Consider the following 13,930-nt stretch of genomic DNA (forward strand, 5'->3'; position numbering starts at 1 on the left):
CAGTAATTCCCATTGTTCATCTGTGAGATCGGTACGATATGATTGACCCATGACTCTCGTTCTCTGTCATTTTTTGCTATTGACAGGTTATTGTAACGAGAGCTTTTTTACTTTTCAGACCTCCTCTAAGAATGTAGCTCGCCAACAACTAGCGTTACTCAGGTGACTTAGTTATAGCAATACAGTTGAATTCTTACTTCAAAAGAGTATAAAAATAGAAACTATTATGCAGCTTAAAAAAGAAAAAATTGAACTTGGCAAAGAGTATCCTATTACAGGAGAAATAGCAGGTATCAAAGAAATTGAGCAAATTAGTATCGATGCCCTGAAGCAAAGTTTTCCAGATAATATTAGACCTGTTTTACGCGATGCTCATCCTAAACATCATGGTTGTCTTCGAGCAGAATTTATTATTCATGATGATATTCCCCAAGAACTAAAAGTTGGTATTTTCAAACAGCCTCGTACTTTTAATGCTGGAATTCGTTTTTCTAATAATAAAGTGCAGGATGATACCAAAAAAGATGTTCGAGGAATGGCAATTAAGCTCTTTGGAATAGAAGGCGAAAAACTCTTAGAACAACAAAAAGATGAGAAAACTCAAGATTTACTCTTAATTAATCATCCAGTCTTTTTTATCAAAGATGTGCAAGATTATGTTGAATTCTTTAGAGCAAGACAAGCCGCAAAAGGGAATTTACCGCTAAAGTTCTTCTTCCTCAATCCCAATCCATTTAAATGGCACTTGCGAGAATTTATTATTGGTATGGTTATGCTCAACAAAAAAGTGAGTAGTCCTTTAGCCATTCAATATTGGAGCAGTACACCTTATAAACTAGGCGATCGCGCGATCAAATTCACAGTTGTACCTAATTCTAATAATGCTACACATTCAGTTGCTAAATCGCCAGACTATCTGCGTCAAGCAATGGTTGAGCATTTAAATAGTCAAGAGGCTAGTTTTGATTTCTTAATTCAGTTGCAAACAGATGCAAAGAAAATGCCCATTGAAGATCCGAGAATTGAATGGAAATCACCGTTTCAAAAAGTAGCAACAATTAAAATTCCTCGTCAGCAATTTGATTCTCTACAACAGATGGAATTCTGCGAACATTTATCTTTTACTCCTTGGCATTCTTTACCAGAACATCAACCTTTAGGCGGAGTTAATCGGGCACGGAAGCAGGTATATGAAGCACTATCGGAATTACGCCACAATTTGAATAATGTCGTTGTTAAAGAACCGTCAGAAGAGGAATTCTTGAAGCTGTTTGGTAGAATGCCTTCCGACTGAAGTCGGGGCTACTCAGACAAAGTGTACCTTCGTACACTAAAACAAAAACAAGTAGCAGCGAATTCATTCGCCAAGTTATTCAAATACCACTGTACGATTCCCGTAAACTAAAACACGATTTTGTAAGTGTAATCGCACTGCTCTTGCTAACACTACGCGCTCTAAATCTTTTCCTTTACGGATCAAATCAGCTACATCATCGCGGTGGCTAACTCGCGCCACATCTTGCTCAATAATGGGTCCTGCATCCAGTTCAGATGTAACATAATGAGCCGTAGCACCAATGATTTTTACTCCTCGTTCATAAGCTTGATGATAAGGACTTGCACCGACAAAAGCTGGTAAAAATGAATGATGAATATTAATAATCTTAGGAAACTGAGTAATAAATTCTGTACTGACAATTTGCATATATTTTGCCAGAACGACTAAATTAATTTTATATTCTTGTAATAGTTCGAGTTGTTTTACTTCTTGAGTAGATTTATTTTCTTTTGTAATTGGGATATAATGAAAATCGATACCAAACTGCTCAGCAACTTCTTTTAAATCAGGGTGATTACTAATAATTACTGGAATTTCAGCAGTAAATTCTTTCGCTTTTTGTCGCCAAATTAAGTCAAATAAACAATGATCTTGCTTACTTACCCAAATTGCAATACGCGGGATAGTATCAGAAAAGTGTAACTGCCAATGTGCTTGTAATGGTTGGGCGATCGCACTAAATGCTGGTGCAATGAATTCCCGTGGTAAATTAAATTCATCAAGTTGCCATTCTATACGCGTTAAGAATAAGCCTGCAGCAAAATCTGTATGCTGATCGGCATGAATGATATTACCGCCATTGGCGTAGATAAAGTTAGCAATTTTGGCGACTAAACCTTTTTGATCGGGACAGGAAATCAGTAAAGTTGCAGTAGGGTTCATGGAGAAGGAGATGGGCTAGCCGGAGTAGGTGTTTGCGGTGTAGGATTATCAGCATCTGGTGTATCGTTTTCAATTCTCCATTCTGCTAAATCGCGATTTACTGCATTTTGAAAATCTGCAGACACCAAGAGTAAATCTACATTACCGCTAGGGTTATTTCCAGGATCAGCTTGAGCATATAAAGAGTTGCCACTAAAATCAGCATTGCCTAGATTCAACTGATGTGTTTGCTGGTTATTGAGCGTGACTATAACAGTTGCTTGTGGATCGGCTAAACCATAATCTGCAAGTTGATTTGTGGGAACTTGAATTGTGCGATCGCTTCTTCCTTGCACAAGTAAATCGAGTAAATAAGAAATTGACGCATTACTTGCGGGAGTCTTTTCAGGCGACGTCATCACCCATTGTCCATTTTGATTGCGTTCAAAGCCTAATGTTTGTCCTTGAGTTTGAATATTTAATGTTTGTACTTGTTCTTGAGTAAACGCAAAAATTTGCTGTTCTCTGACTTCCGCTTCTTGTCGCTGAGTCGCACCTCGGATTTCGTAGAAATAAACAAATCCTCCTAACCCTAGTGCTAAAAGTAGCAAAATCAAAGTGGTACGCTGTAACTTCATAGTGGAAACACAAGGATGACTAACTGTTGGATCTAGTTGTTTGTCTGGTTGTTCTAATTCTGCATTACTAGGGAGCTGAGATTGAGGTGCAGATGATTGTTTTTCCGAGGGTGATGCTGGTTGTGATATAGCTGGAGAAGACACTTGAGCTGTAAGTGTTGCTAATTCCTCGTCAACAATATTGTTTCCTACTTCCAACGCCATAAACTGGCTATTTTGATTGGCACTATCAATAACTGACTCAAACTTGGGTGCAGATGATTGTTTTTCCGAGGATGGTAGTGATGCTTGTTGCAGTGAACTTCCTGGGAGTGACATTTGCGCTTTGAGTGCTGCAAGTTCATCATCAATATCACTTCTGGCTTCTAACGCTGCAAACTGACTTTCAAGATTATCCGTTGCTAACTCGGTTGCGGGTTGAGCGCGGGCTTCTTGCAGCATTATTTTTTCTTCCATCCGCTCAAATGCTGCCATTGCACTGCTTGTTCCCATTCTACCGATCGCGCCTTGCATTTGCTCTTGAGCTTTAGCTGTGGTTATCCGCGCCTTGACCATCTCTTTCTTCGTTTTAGCTTCCGAAATTTTGCTTTCTAGTGCGATCAGGTTGCGCTTAAGCGTGTCAATCTGGCTGGATTGTTGGTCGAAGCTACCGCGTAAAGCAATTGTTGTTTCGACGTAGGTTTTCTTACGTTCGAGTGCTTGGCGTGCTAAGTTTTCGTTGCCTTTTTGCAGTGCTAACTGTGTATTGCTTCGCCACTTATTCACTTCATTTTGCGCTTGATTGTACTGTTGCTCGATACGTTTTTGTGCGGCGATCGCTTGAGCTACACTCTGACGTAGTTGAACTAAGTCTTCTTGCATTTCTAGAAGTAATTGTTCCAGCATTTTTTCGGGATCTTCTGCTTTGCTAACCATGTCGTTGAGGTTAGCTTTGACTACCCGATGACTACGCTCAAATAATTCCATAGCTCTAAAGTTATGCCTTTTTCTTAAGCTTAAGTGTCCTGCACTTTATCTCCTGCGCCACCATAAGAAAACTGCTGAGGCGAAGCCAATTAAGGGAATCAACAGTAGTGCAGTTAAACCTAAAACGTTGGCTTGCTGTGCGGCTAAATTAATCCGGCGGTTTCTTGGTTCTCTGGGGCGAATTGAGAGTGTTTCTTCGTCTTGCTTACTTAACCAACCAACGGAGTTAAGAAATACGTCGCCATTGAGTTGCTGTTCAAATAATCCATCTACCGCAAAATTAGAATCACCAAAAATAACAAGTCTTGCTTCTTGCGACGCTTGATTGTTAACTTGACGGCTCAGTGCAGCACCTATTGTGAGTGGACCTTGAACGTCGGTTTCTGGATTAAACTGCAATTGATCGCCCTGCAAATTACTTTCTGCCCAAGTTTGAGGGCTAGTGATTAATAACGGTGTAGCTTGCACTCCAGCAACTTCACTGAGTTCTAGCGATCGCGCTTCACTGTAAAAAGAAATTCCATTGTTAAAGTCTTGCGTAATCGGATGTTCGCCGTAGGTGTCTACCACAGGAACCGCTGGACCAAAACCGATACTTGCACCCGCTGGATCAATGACAATGCGATCGTCGAGGGTGACGCCCCAAGATTTTAATAAACTATCTAGCCCTGGATTCGTGTTGGGGTCAGTCATCAGAAGTAGACTACCACCAGAATTAAGATAATCAGTCAAAGCCTTGACTTCTGGAGGAAATAGTGCCTGTTTTGGACTTGCGACCACAATCATTGTGGCATCTTGAGGAATCGTCGGGTTTTGAATTAAGTTGAGTGGTTCTGTTGTGTAGCTGCGATCTCCTAACGCCGTGAGTGCTTGTGAGAGTCCGCCTTGTTCAGATGTGACAGGAAGTTCGCCGTGTCCCTGAAGAAAGTAAACTTTCGCAGTGCGATCGCTAATTACTTGCTGAATGCTATTTGTTAAACGAACTTCGGACAATCGTTGCTCATTATTGACAACTTGTACTAATCGCCGCTGTTGTCCTGCTTCGAGATGAACTTCACCAAATTGTTTGACTCCAAACTTTTCGGCTAACCCTCTTTGAACTTGCGGATCGACATACTCAAAGCTAAATTGAGGATTTTGCCGACGATAATTCTCTAGCAATTCGCGATCTTGCTGATCTTGATTGCGGTCAAAAATCCACACATTCACAGGTTGCGATAAATTCCGTACAAGTTGCTGTGATTGTGGTGCTAAAGTAAATAACTGTGCTTCAGTAAAGTCTCTTCGCACTGGATAGCGCACCGCTAAGAAGTTAATTAACCCTAAAAGTGCCAATACAGATAGTGTGGCAATAAGTGCATTAGTTCCCGCTTGTGTTGAACGGCGACTCCACCAGCGGTTTTGGTTAGCACTAAATATCAGCCATAAGCCAGTGATGACAACACCAGCAATCAGTAACCCTAAAGGTACTGGTTCCCAATCGTTAGATACCAATCCAGCAGTTAATCCAGCAACAAAAAGAACTGGACCAAGCCAAAACAGATACTTCCAATATTTATAATTTCTTCTCGCAATAGACTTCATAAACAACTAAGATTTAGAGGGGCAGGGGTTGGGTAGGCGGGTAGTTGGGTAGTTTGGTAGGTGGGGAAACTAAGAGAGTTATGAATGTTGAGTGTTGAGTTAAGAAAACTCAAAGTTCAAATTTCTTTTAATTCAAAACGTGCTAACGCACCGCTACGCTAACAGAACTCAAAACTCAAAACTCTATTACCTACACTCCTACTTTGCTTGTCTTAAGAACGTTGAAAGCGTAGTGCATCGATAGATTGGGCAGTTAAAAAGATACCTAAAAAAATGTAACTGGCAAATACAACAATACTACCTGTGTCAAAAATGCCTTGGACTAAATTATTAAAATGTCTGAGTAACGAAAGATGACCTAATGCTTCTCCTATTGGACCACTAAATGCTCGTGCAACGGTATCAATTACCCAAAGAAATAGAACTAAGGCAAATGTGAGTACTGCTGCGAGTAATGTACTATCTGTCAGCGAAGAGATAAACATTCCCAAAGACAACACACTGGCTGCTAGAAGAATCAAGCCCAAGTGTCCTAGCAAAGGAACTGCGGGCGGAACCGGAGGATTTGAGGCGCTAAGAGCGATCGCTTGATACGCTAATAACGGTAGAATCATGGCAATAAAAAACGTCAGTACTCCCAATAACTTACCGACAGCAACAGCCCAATTTGTCACAGGTGACGTCGCGAGTAACTCTAAAGTGCCGCGTTTGCGTTCTTCAGCATACAAACCCATCGAGAGGATGGGAAGGACAAATAATGCCAGCGAACCCATAATCCCTAAAAAAGCGCGTAAAAACTCGTAAGCAACATCAATTGGTGGTGCTGGTAATCCGATTTGTTGGGCTTGTAAATCGGCTTGGGCAGCCAGGGAAATATATCCTTGGGGACCTAAGAGAATAATCGTAAAGAAGAAGCCCGACAATAGCCAAAAAATCCCAGCGATTGCGTATGCTAAGGGCGATGCAAAGTAGCTTTGTAACTCTTTGCGATAAATCGCCACAATATTAGCCCAAATCAGTCTCATGGCGTTACCTCTTCTTTTTGCTTTTCTTCTGTTGCGGTTGCGTTCACGAAGTGTGCGCTTTGCGCATTCGCACCGTCTTCTAATTTTTCTTGAGTCGTTAGACGTAAAAAGACATCTTCTAAACTCGCCCGCGTACGTCGCATTTCACACACACCAATTCCCATACTCACTAAAGTGGCAATAATTTCTTTTCCTGGTTCAATTCCAGGTTCAGATACGACGCGCAAAACCGCCCGATTTGCGGGGATTTCAGTTGTTGCAATTGGTTCTACTACCCGCACTCCTGACACTCGTTGTATTTGTTGCTGGGCAGCGGTAGAATTACCTTCAATTTCTAACTCATAGCCAGAACCACCCGCTAAACTTGCTTCAAGATTATCCGGCGTATTTGTCGCCACAACTTTTCCTTGATTAATAATTGTGACGCGGTTACACGTCATACTCACTTCGGGCAAGATATGCGTAGACAGGATAATCGTGTGAGTTCCTGCTAGGCTTTTGATCAGATTGCGGACATCAATAATCTGTCGCGGATCGAGTCCGACGGTTGGTTCATCGAGAATAATTGCGGGAGGATCGTGAACGATCGCTTGGGCAATTCCAACACGTTGGCGAAAACCTTTAGAAAGTTTGCGAATCAACACCCGACGTTTTTCTAGCAAATTACAGCGCTTGAGGGCAGCGTCTACTTTTGACGGGCGATCGCCTGCGGGGACTCCTTTGAGTCTCGTGACAAAGTACAAAAACGCCTCAACAGTCATTTCAGGATACAACGGCGGCGTTTCTGGCAAATAACCTATTCGCTGTCGTACGGCTAAGGAATTCTCATGGACATCGTACCCTGCAATTTTGGCACTTCCACTTGTTGCGGGGAGATAGCCAGTCAAAATCCGCATTGTCGTGGTTTTACCTGCGCCGTTTGGTCCTAAAAAACCGACAATCTCACCTGGTTCGACACTAAAGGTGACATCTTGGATTGCTGGGGTAGATCCGTAAATCTTACTTAAATGCTCAACTGAAATCATCGTTTTGCAGCGGATTTAGTTTGAGACTCTATATTAAACCACCATGTGTTTTAGCATAAAAAGGGGTGAGGAGCGAGTAGTGAGGGGTGAGGATTAGTGGTTAGTACCTCAGAATATTGGGAACAGCGATATCAAGAAGGAACAACTCGTTGGGATTTGGGACAAGCTGCACCAGCGTTTGTGAGTTTATTGCAGTCACATTCTTTACAACCAGGCAAGGCAGCAGTTTTAGGTAGTGGTCGCGGCTATGATGCGATCGCATTTGCCAAGTATGGCTTTGATGTCATCGGTTTTGATTTTGCACTCCTCGCGATCGCTGAAGCTACTGCAATTGCCCAAGCTAGAGACAGTTCAGCTCAATTTTTGCAACGTGATATTTTTGACTTGCCTGCTGAATTCTCTCGGTATTTTCACTACATTATTGAACATACTTGTTTTTGTGCGATTAATCCACAACAGCGACAGGATTATGTAAAATTAGTGCGAGAAATTTTGCAACCACGAGGCGAACTGATCGCAATCTTTTTTACACATTCTCGTCCTGGCGGTCCCCCTTTTGGCGTTAGTCCAGAGGAAATTAAACAGTATTTTGCCACAGATTTTGAAATTCTGAAGTTACAGCCAATTACTAATTCTGTACCAGCGCGTCAAGGCGAAGAACACTTTGGACACTTTCGCTTGAAACTGTAAAAAGTAGTACTACTAATATCATGTTGCTAGCTGCTAAATAACATGAGAAGAGCTGATTCGGTTTCAACCGCAACTACACCAATAGAAGCAACAGGGGAGATAGAAGATTAGAGCGTTTAATTGGGTGCAACCATTTTTTTATTGGTATGAGTAAACGTGGTATGAGTAAACGAATCCTACCTTTATCGATTTATACAAGCCTGATTTTATGAGTCCACCTCAGTGAACTACCCTGTGGGAAGCCGCTGCGCGTCTATGTTTGTTTAGCTGCGAATATTATTTGCCAAGCGCTAAATTCACCGAATACGTTCCAAAACGGCTGCTAGAGGTGTACGGGCTAGTATCTTGCAGTTAAGCAAACCCTATCATTAATAGAAACAACTTATATTTTAATGGTATTGTTATTAGAACTATTTATTGTTAAAGTGAGTCCAGTTAGCGAAACCGACAGCACTTAACAGGAGAAGTTCAATGGTTTACATTGCTGAGAAACAACTAGTTACAACAACTTCAATCTCTCGCTCTGAAAGCAAAAAATCTTTGGAAACATCCCTCCAAGCTGCTTTGGAGCACGCTCGTCGCCTCACCCAAATGTACGGGATTGGAGTAACTGAGGTAGCTGTAGCCTGGGACGTGGTCGAAGAATTAGCAACTGCCAGGTTTCGCCAGCGGGAAAATAAAAGTTCTTCTTCTGCATTTGAACGCTACTGTGCCTTACATCCAGATGCACCTGAATGTCGCATTTACGACGTTTAAACAGCAGATGCTTCATTCGCAACGTATCTTCTCGGATGAAGCCTACACTGCCTTGGTGTGATAGTTCACGATGTTGTTGCGATCTCACTTAGCGTGAGCCTTTAGATCTTTCCTTGCAGGAGCATAACAAATGGCTACGCCAAAACGGCAGGGTAATGTTTTAGCTAAGTTGACAACGAGATTTACTGTCTGCTTTCACTATTGCGTTGTAGTGCGATCGCTGCATCCAACGCGGTGACAAATTTACAGACAAAGCAGAGCCAACACCTGCACAGCGCGGGCGTTGCAGTTTCTTCTTTGCCCTTGTCATCCCTGCTTGTAGTCGCTGGCTCGGTATGTTCGGCTAAATGTTGAATCACCATATCTGTGCCAGCATCTAGCAATTCTGAAATAGTGGTTAACTGCTGCTATAAATAATAAGATTTACTTATAATCTATCTAGAAGCTATTAGCTTTGGGTTTAAGACCTCCGTTAAAAATCTCTGATTTTAACGGAATTCCTTTAACGGTGAGTGCCATCTCCCATTAAAAATTAATTCTCGTACTATGCCAATAAACCAAGCTCGAGCATCGCGCCAGCTAACGGCTAACAGCTATTGAATGTATAAAAAGAATTTATCTTAAATACAGATTATTAATTTAACAACAGAAGTGATAGAAAATAAATAGCTAGGATGCTTATATGATAAGTATTTCAGCCTTGGTGTAACTTTTTTGTTATTACTTATATCAACACAACGATCCCAACTGGGGTAGCTGAGGCTATCGCCTATGGCTAGCGCGATCAATGCCATTAAGAACCACAACAATCTGCCAGGGCAGTCGCACGATCTCAAGTGGGCAATTACAATCAATGTGCTGAAGAATTTCTCAACTAATCAGCAGGGCATTGAATGCATTATTGGGGAGAGAAAGGAGGACGCTTCTCTCTAAAGAGAGATTTTGTAAAATCAAAAATGAAGATAACCTCCAGACAGAAACTCTTGCAACTCAGGTATTATGGCTCTATTCCTATTAGACCTTTTTAAACACCCATTAAACAGTTAAATTGCCCACTTATCTCAGTACTCTCGCCATTTTACTGTAACTGCATTATTCTAAAAACCTGTGTTTAAGTATCTTCCACCTCTCAATGAGCATAACCTTCCTTATCCCGATACCATTCACCCAATCGTGGTGCATTTCGTGATTGCGATGGTGCTGTTTGCAGTGTTTTGCGATATTCTTGGGTATTTCACAAAAAATTCTAAATTGTATGAAGTCAGTTGGTGGAATCTGGCTTTCGCAACAGTTTCGATCTTCATTGCAATTATTTTTGGACAGATTGAAGCAGGTCTGGCAGAACCTTATGCTGCATCTGTTTCAACGCTGAATGTCCATACAGTTTTGGGCTGGTCGCTCTCAGGAATTCTGGCGATCGTCACTGCATGGCGCTATGTGATTCGGTTACAGGAAAGACCGCAGTTACCCATTCCTTACCTTGCAGCGAATGTGCTGCTAGTTGGGCTAGTTTGCGTTCAGTCATACCTGGGCAGCTTACTCGTTTGGGTCTATGGTTTGCATACGATTCCTGTCGTAGAGGCAATCAGAGGAGGTCTACTATGAATCCAGAGCTGCTGAACCAGTGGAGTAGTTTGGGAGCGAATGGGTTGCCTTACCCAATTCCCATCCATCCCAACCTGGTGCATCTAACACTAGGGTTATTTATCGTGGCGATCGCTTTTGACATTGTAGGGGCGTTGTTTCCCGTCGAGAAAGCAGTTTTTAAGTTTCTAGCGATTCCCGTTACCCGTTCGTCGCTGTTTGATGTCGGTTGGTATAACCTGTTGGCATCAGCGATCATTACCTTTTTTACGGTCATGGCTGGTTTGTTTGAAGTTTCTTTGGCTGTACCGCTTGCGGATGTCACTAGTGCCTGGGGGCTTCATGCCCTAGAAACGATGATTCTACACGGTGTTGGGGGGGTGCTCATTTTGACATTGATTGTGGGAATGACCGTTTGGCGCGGCTTTCAACGCTATCAGTGGCGCAAAGACAAGGCAAGACAGGTGCAGTGGATTTATCTCGCTGCTGGTTTATTTGTTTTCGCTTTGATGTTTGTGCAGGGAACACTAGGCGCACATTTGGGTGGTGAGTTCGGCGTTCACGTTACAGCAGATCAGATGCTGTACTTAGGCGAAAATCCTAATCAACTGTAGGGAAGGCGAAAGGCAAAGGACAAAAGTTGAAAGTCTTCCTGCCTCCTGCCTTATCCTCCCAGTTCACTGTTATAACTATGGTGCGATCGCTGTCATGAGCAAACTCCGCGCAATTTTAATAATGACGGTCTATGCCATCTTGGTGACGTTGGCTAGTATTTGGATGGCAAAACAATCCTACTCATGGTTTCCGCCAGAAGCATCGGCAGAATCGAAACTGCTGGACGATCTGTTCAGTCTCTTCACGGGGTTAGGCACGTTCATTTATTTGGGCGTGATCGGACCTTTCCTCTACTCGCTGGTCTTTCATCGAGCCAGGAAATATGACATGAGCGATGGTCCCCCGATTGAGGGTAATACCTGGCTGGAGATTGTCTGGACGGCAGTGCCATTGGTTTTGGTGTTAACGCTTTCCTTTGTTAGCTATCGTACTTACGAAAAAATGGCGGTGCGGGGTCCGATGGAACTCGTGCATTTGCACCTACCCCAGATAATACAGCCTGCTTACGCTGCACCTTTTGATAGCACGCCGCAGCAGGAGATTGAGAATGCAGTAGAAACTGCTCCCATTGAAGAAATTGACGTGACCGCTAAGCAATGGGCATGGGTTTTCCATTATCCAAAACAGGATATCACCAGCACTGAATTACATTTACCTGTCAATCGCCGAGTGCGGTTCACGTTGCGATCGGAGGATGTGTTGCATGGCTTTTACATTCCGGCATTTCGCCTGAAGCAAGATGTCGTTCCCAATCACGAAATCGATTTTGAACTAACTCCTGTTAAAACTGGCACCTATCGCCTGCGTGATTCCATGTTTAGTGGTACTTACTTTGCGGCAAATCAGGCAGATGTCGTTGTTCAGCCATTCAACGAGTATCAACAATGGCTTGCTGATGCTGCTGCTGCGTCGCCCACCCCTGCGTTTAATCAGGCTGCTTTTGAGTACAGTCAAGCAAACGATCAAGAGGGTGCAACGAAAGACAACGTAGTCGTTCGCGGTTGGGACACGATCCCACCAGCATCACCACCTGTGGTGAATTATGCCCCTAAGCACGAACCTGACAGTCCACCTACCTGATGTGGCTTACTTTCATAAGAGCGTTCGCTCAAGGATTACTAACTTATGACGAATATCTCGCTTGAGGCTCCAGAAGTCGTTCGCGGACAGCCCTACCCTGGTGCGCCCGACAACTGGAAGCGATTCTTTACCTTCAGCACCGATCACAAAGTCATCGGCATTCAATACATCGTCACATCGTTCTTCTTTTTCCTAATTGGTGGCACGTTGTCAATGATTATGCGGGGTGAACTCATTACCCCCGATGCCGATTTAGTCGATCGCACCGTTTATAATGCGCTATTCACGATGCATGGCTCGATCATGCTGTTTATGTGGACATTCCCCGTTTTAGTGGGACTGGGAAATTACCTGGTGCCGCTGATGATCGGGGCACGAGATATGGCATTTCCTCGGCTCAATGCGGTTTCTTTCTGGATGGTTCCCGTGGTGGGCGTGTTGATGCTTGCCAGTTTCCTGGTACCAGGAGGTCCATCGCAGTCGGGATGGTGGGCATATCCGCCTGTCAGTATACAAAACCCAACAGGAAACCTGCTGAACGGGCAGGTGTTATGGATTTTGGCAGTGGCAATTTCGGGTGTGTCTTCGATCATGGGCGCGGTGAATTTTGTCACCACTATCTTCCGAATGCGGACACCAGGAATGACCTGGTTTAGAACACCTGCTTTTGTCTGGTCAGTGCTAGGAGCACAGTTAATTCAACTGTATGGGCTGCCTGCACTAACTGGAGGAGCAGTGATGCTGTTGCTCGATATCACGATCGGTACCAGTTTTTTTGCACCAGAGCGGGGTGGCAATCCCATCTTGTATCAACACTTTTTCTGGTTTTACTCGCATCCGGCAGTCTATGTAATGATTCTGCCAGTGTTCGGGATGTTTTCCGAAATTTTGCCCGTTCATGCCCGTAAACCTCTATTTGGCTATCGGGTGATTGCAGCATCATCTATTTTGATTACGGTTGTCAGTGGTTTGGTGTGGGTGCATCATATGTTTGCCAGTGCAACCCCCAGTTGGATGCGGATACTGTTTATGGTGACATCAATGCTGGTTGCCATTCCATCGGGTATCAAGGTGTTTGGTTGGGTCGCAACGATTTGGGGTGGCAAGATTCGCTTCACTACGCCAATGCTGTTTGCTCTGGGCGGCATTAGTAACTGGCTATTTGCTGGAATTACCGGAATCTTTCTTGCTTCTGTGCCGATCGATATCCACGTCAACAACACCTACTTTGTGGTCGGACATTTCCATTACGTGCTATATGGCGCGATCGTCATGGGTATCTATGCCGGAATTTATCACTGGTTTCCCAAAATGACCGGACGCATGTATTACGAAGGTTTGGGCAAACTGCACTTTGCCTTGACTTATCTGGGAACGGCGTTAACCTTCCTGCCGATGCACCCCGCTGGATTGATGGGAATGCCGCGTCGTGTCGCATCCTATGACCTGGAATTTGCTTACTGGAATGTCTTAGCAAGTCTTGGCGGTTTTCTATTGGGTCTGTCTACGCTACCATTTATTCTCAATATGGTGAGTTCCTGGATTCGTGGCGAGAAAGTGGGCAACAATCCCTGGCGAGCATACGGCTTAGAGTGGCTCACCTCTTCACCACCGACTGTCGAAAACTTTGAAGAACTGCCGCTTGTGGTTTCGGGACCCTACGGCTACGGCAGGAACCAACCATTGGTAGGAAATACTCCCAATCCAGGCTTGACTGAATTTCCTGAATCTCTCACCGCTATGCAGAGTGATGAGTTATGAATGATG

At 43.6% G+C, this 13,930-nt stretch carries 13 protein-coding genes and 1 pseudogene; 7 read left to right on the plus strand and 7 right to left on the minus strand.

Annotated elements, in window-relative coordinates:
* Positions 1–226: 226 nt before the first annotated feature.
* A complete protein-coding gene (locus IQ230_RS11920; RefSeq protein ID WP_193932213.1) occupies positions 227–1,294 on the plus strand; it encodes a catalase family protein in 1,068 nt (355 codons plus the stop codon).
* A gap of 75 nt (positions 1,295–1,369) precedes the next feature.
* Here the strand turns inward: IQ230_RS11920 and purU are convergent, their stop codons facing one another.
* The 6 genes and pseudogenes from purU to IQ230_RS11950 form a co-directional block, all read right to left on the minus strand.
* The gene (gene purU, locus IQ230_RS11925; protein ID WP_193932214.1) at positions 1,370–2,221 is read right to left on the minus strand and encodes a formyltetrahydrofolate deformylase; all 852 of its coding nucleotides are present in this window, start codon (positions 2,219–2,221) and stop codon (positions 1,370–1,372) included.
* Entirely contained in the window at positions 2,218–3,042 is an 825-nt protein-coding gene (locus IQ230_RS27670) for a DUF4340 domain-containing protein (RefSeq protein ID WP_322742393.1), read from the minus strand. Before IQ230_RS27670 ends, purU begins: the two co-directional genes overlap by 4 nt.
* A gap of 21 nt (positions 3,043–3,063) precedes the next feature.
* Positions 3,064–3,804, minus strand: a pseudogene (locus IQ230_RS11935) (PspA/IM30 family protein); the annotation flags it as partial.
* 45 nt (positions 3,805–3,849) lie between these two features.
* The gene (locus IQ230_RS11940; protein WP_193932215.1) at positions 3,850–5,388 is read right to left on the minus strand and encodes a GldG family protein; all 1,539 of its coding nucleotides are present in this window, start codon (positions 5,386–5,388) and stop codon (positions 3,850–3,852) included.
* Between the two features lie 212 nt (positions 5,389–5,600).
* On the minus strand, positions 5,601–6,413 hold the full coding sequence (locus IQ230_RS11945) for an ABC transporter permease (RefSeq protein WP_193932216.1): 813 nt from the start codon (positions 6,411–6,413) through the stop codon (positions 5,601–5,603).
* Positions 6,410–7,438, minus strand: coding sequence for an ABC transporter ATP-binding protein (locus IQ230_RS11950; RefSeq protein WP_193932217.1), 1,029 nt, complete (start codon positions 7,436–7,438; stop codon positions 6,410–6,412). Before IQ230_RS11950 ends, IQ230_RS11945 begins: the two co-directional genes overlap by 4 nt.
* Positions 7,439–7,534: 96 nt before the next feature.
* Here IQ230_RS11950 and IQ230_RS11955 point away from each other — a divergent pair, with 96 nt between their 5' ends.
* Positions 7,535–8,128: a methyltransferase domain-containing protein gene (locus IQ230_RS11955; RefSeq protein ID WP_193932218.1), complete on the plus strand. Its 594-nt coding sequence runs from the start codon at positions 7,535–7,537 to the stop codon at positions 8,126–8,128.
* Positions 8,129–8,599: 471 nt separating this feature from the next.
* Positions 8,600–8,884, plus strand: coding sequence for a Calvin cycle protein CP12 (locus IQ230_RS11960; RefSeq protein WP_193932219.1), 285 nt, complete (start codon positions 8,600–8,602; stop codon positions 8,882–8,884).
* Positions 8,885–9,044: 160 nt separating this feature from the next.
* Here the strand turns inward: IQ230_RS11960 and IQ230_RS11965 are convergent, their stop codons facing one another.
* Positions 9,045–9,194 (minus strand): hypothetical protein, encoded by a 150-nt coding sequence (locus IQ230_RS11965; protein WP_193932220.1) that lies wholly within the window; start codon positions 9,192–9,194, stop codon positions 9,045–9,047.
* A gap of 797 nt (positions 9,195–9,991) precedes the next feature.
* On the opposite strand from IQ230_RS11965, the gene IQ230_RS11970 reads away from it, so the two are divergent.
* From IQ230_RS11970 to IQ230_RS11985, 4 genes are all read left to right on the plus strand, one after another.
* Positions 9,992–10,489 carry a DUF2231 domain-containing protein gene (locus tag IQ230_RS11970; protein WP_193932221.1) on the plus strand — a complete coding sequence of 166 codons (498 nt, stop codon included), beginning with the start codon at positions 9,992–9,994 and terminating at the stop codon, positions 10,487–10,489.
* Positions 10,486–11,082, plus strand: coding sequence for a DUF2231 domain-containing protein (locus IQ230_RS11975; protein ID WP_193932222.1), 597 nt, complete (start codon positions 10,486–10,488; stop codon positions 11,080–11,082). The genes IQ230_RS11970 and IQ230_RS11975 overlap by 4 nt, the downstream gene beginning before the upstream one ends.
* A gap of 163 nt (positions 11,083–11,245) precedes the next feature.
* Entirely contained in the window at positions 11,246–12,163 is a 918-nt protein-coding gene (locus IQ230_RS11980) for a cytochrome c oxidase subunit II (RefSeq protein ID WP_228054811.1), read from the plus strand.
* Between the two features lie 45 nt (positions 12,164–12,208).
* Positions 12,209–13,924: a cytochrome c oxidase subunit I gene (locus tag IQ230_RS11985; RefSeq protein WP_193932224.1), complete on the plus strand. Its 1,716-nt coding sequence runs from the start codon at positions 12,209–12,211 to the stop codon at positions 13,922–13,924.
* The last annotated feature ends 6 nt before the right edge of the window (positions 13,925–13,930 follow it).

The organism is Gloeocapsopsis crepidinum LEGE 06123 (assembly GCF_015207655.1).
In the GTDB taxonomy this organism is placed as follows: Bacteria; Cyanobacteriota; Cyanobacteriia; order Cyanobacteriales; family Chroococcidiopsidaceae; genus Gloeocapsopsis; species Gloeocapsopsis crepidinum.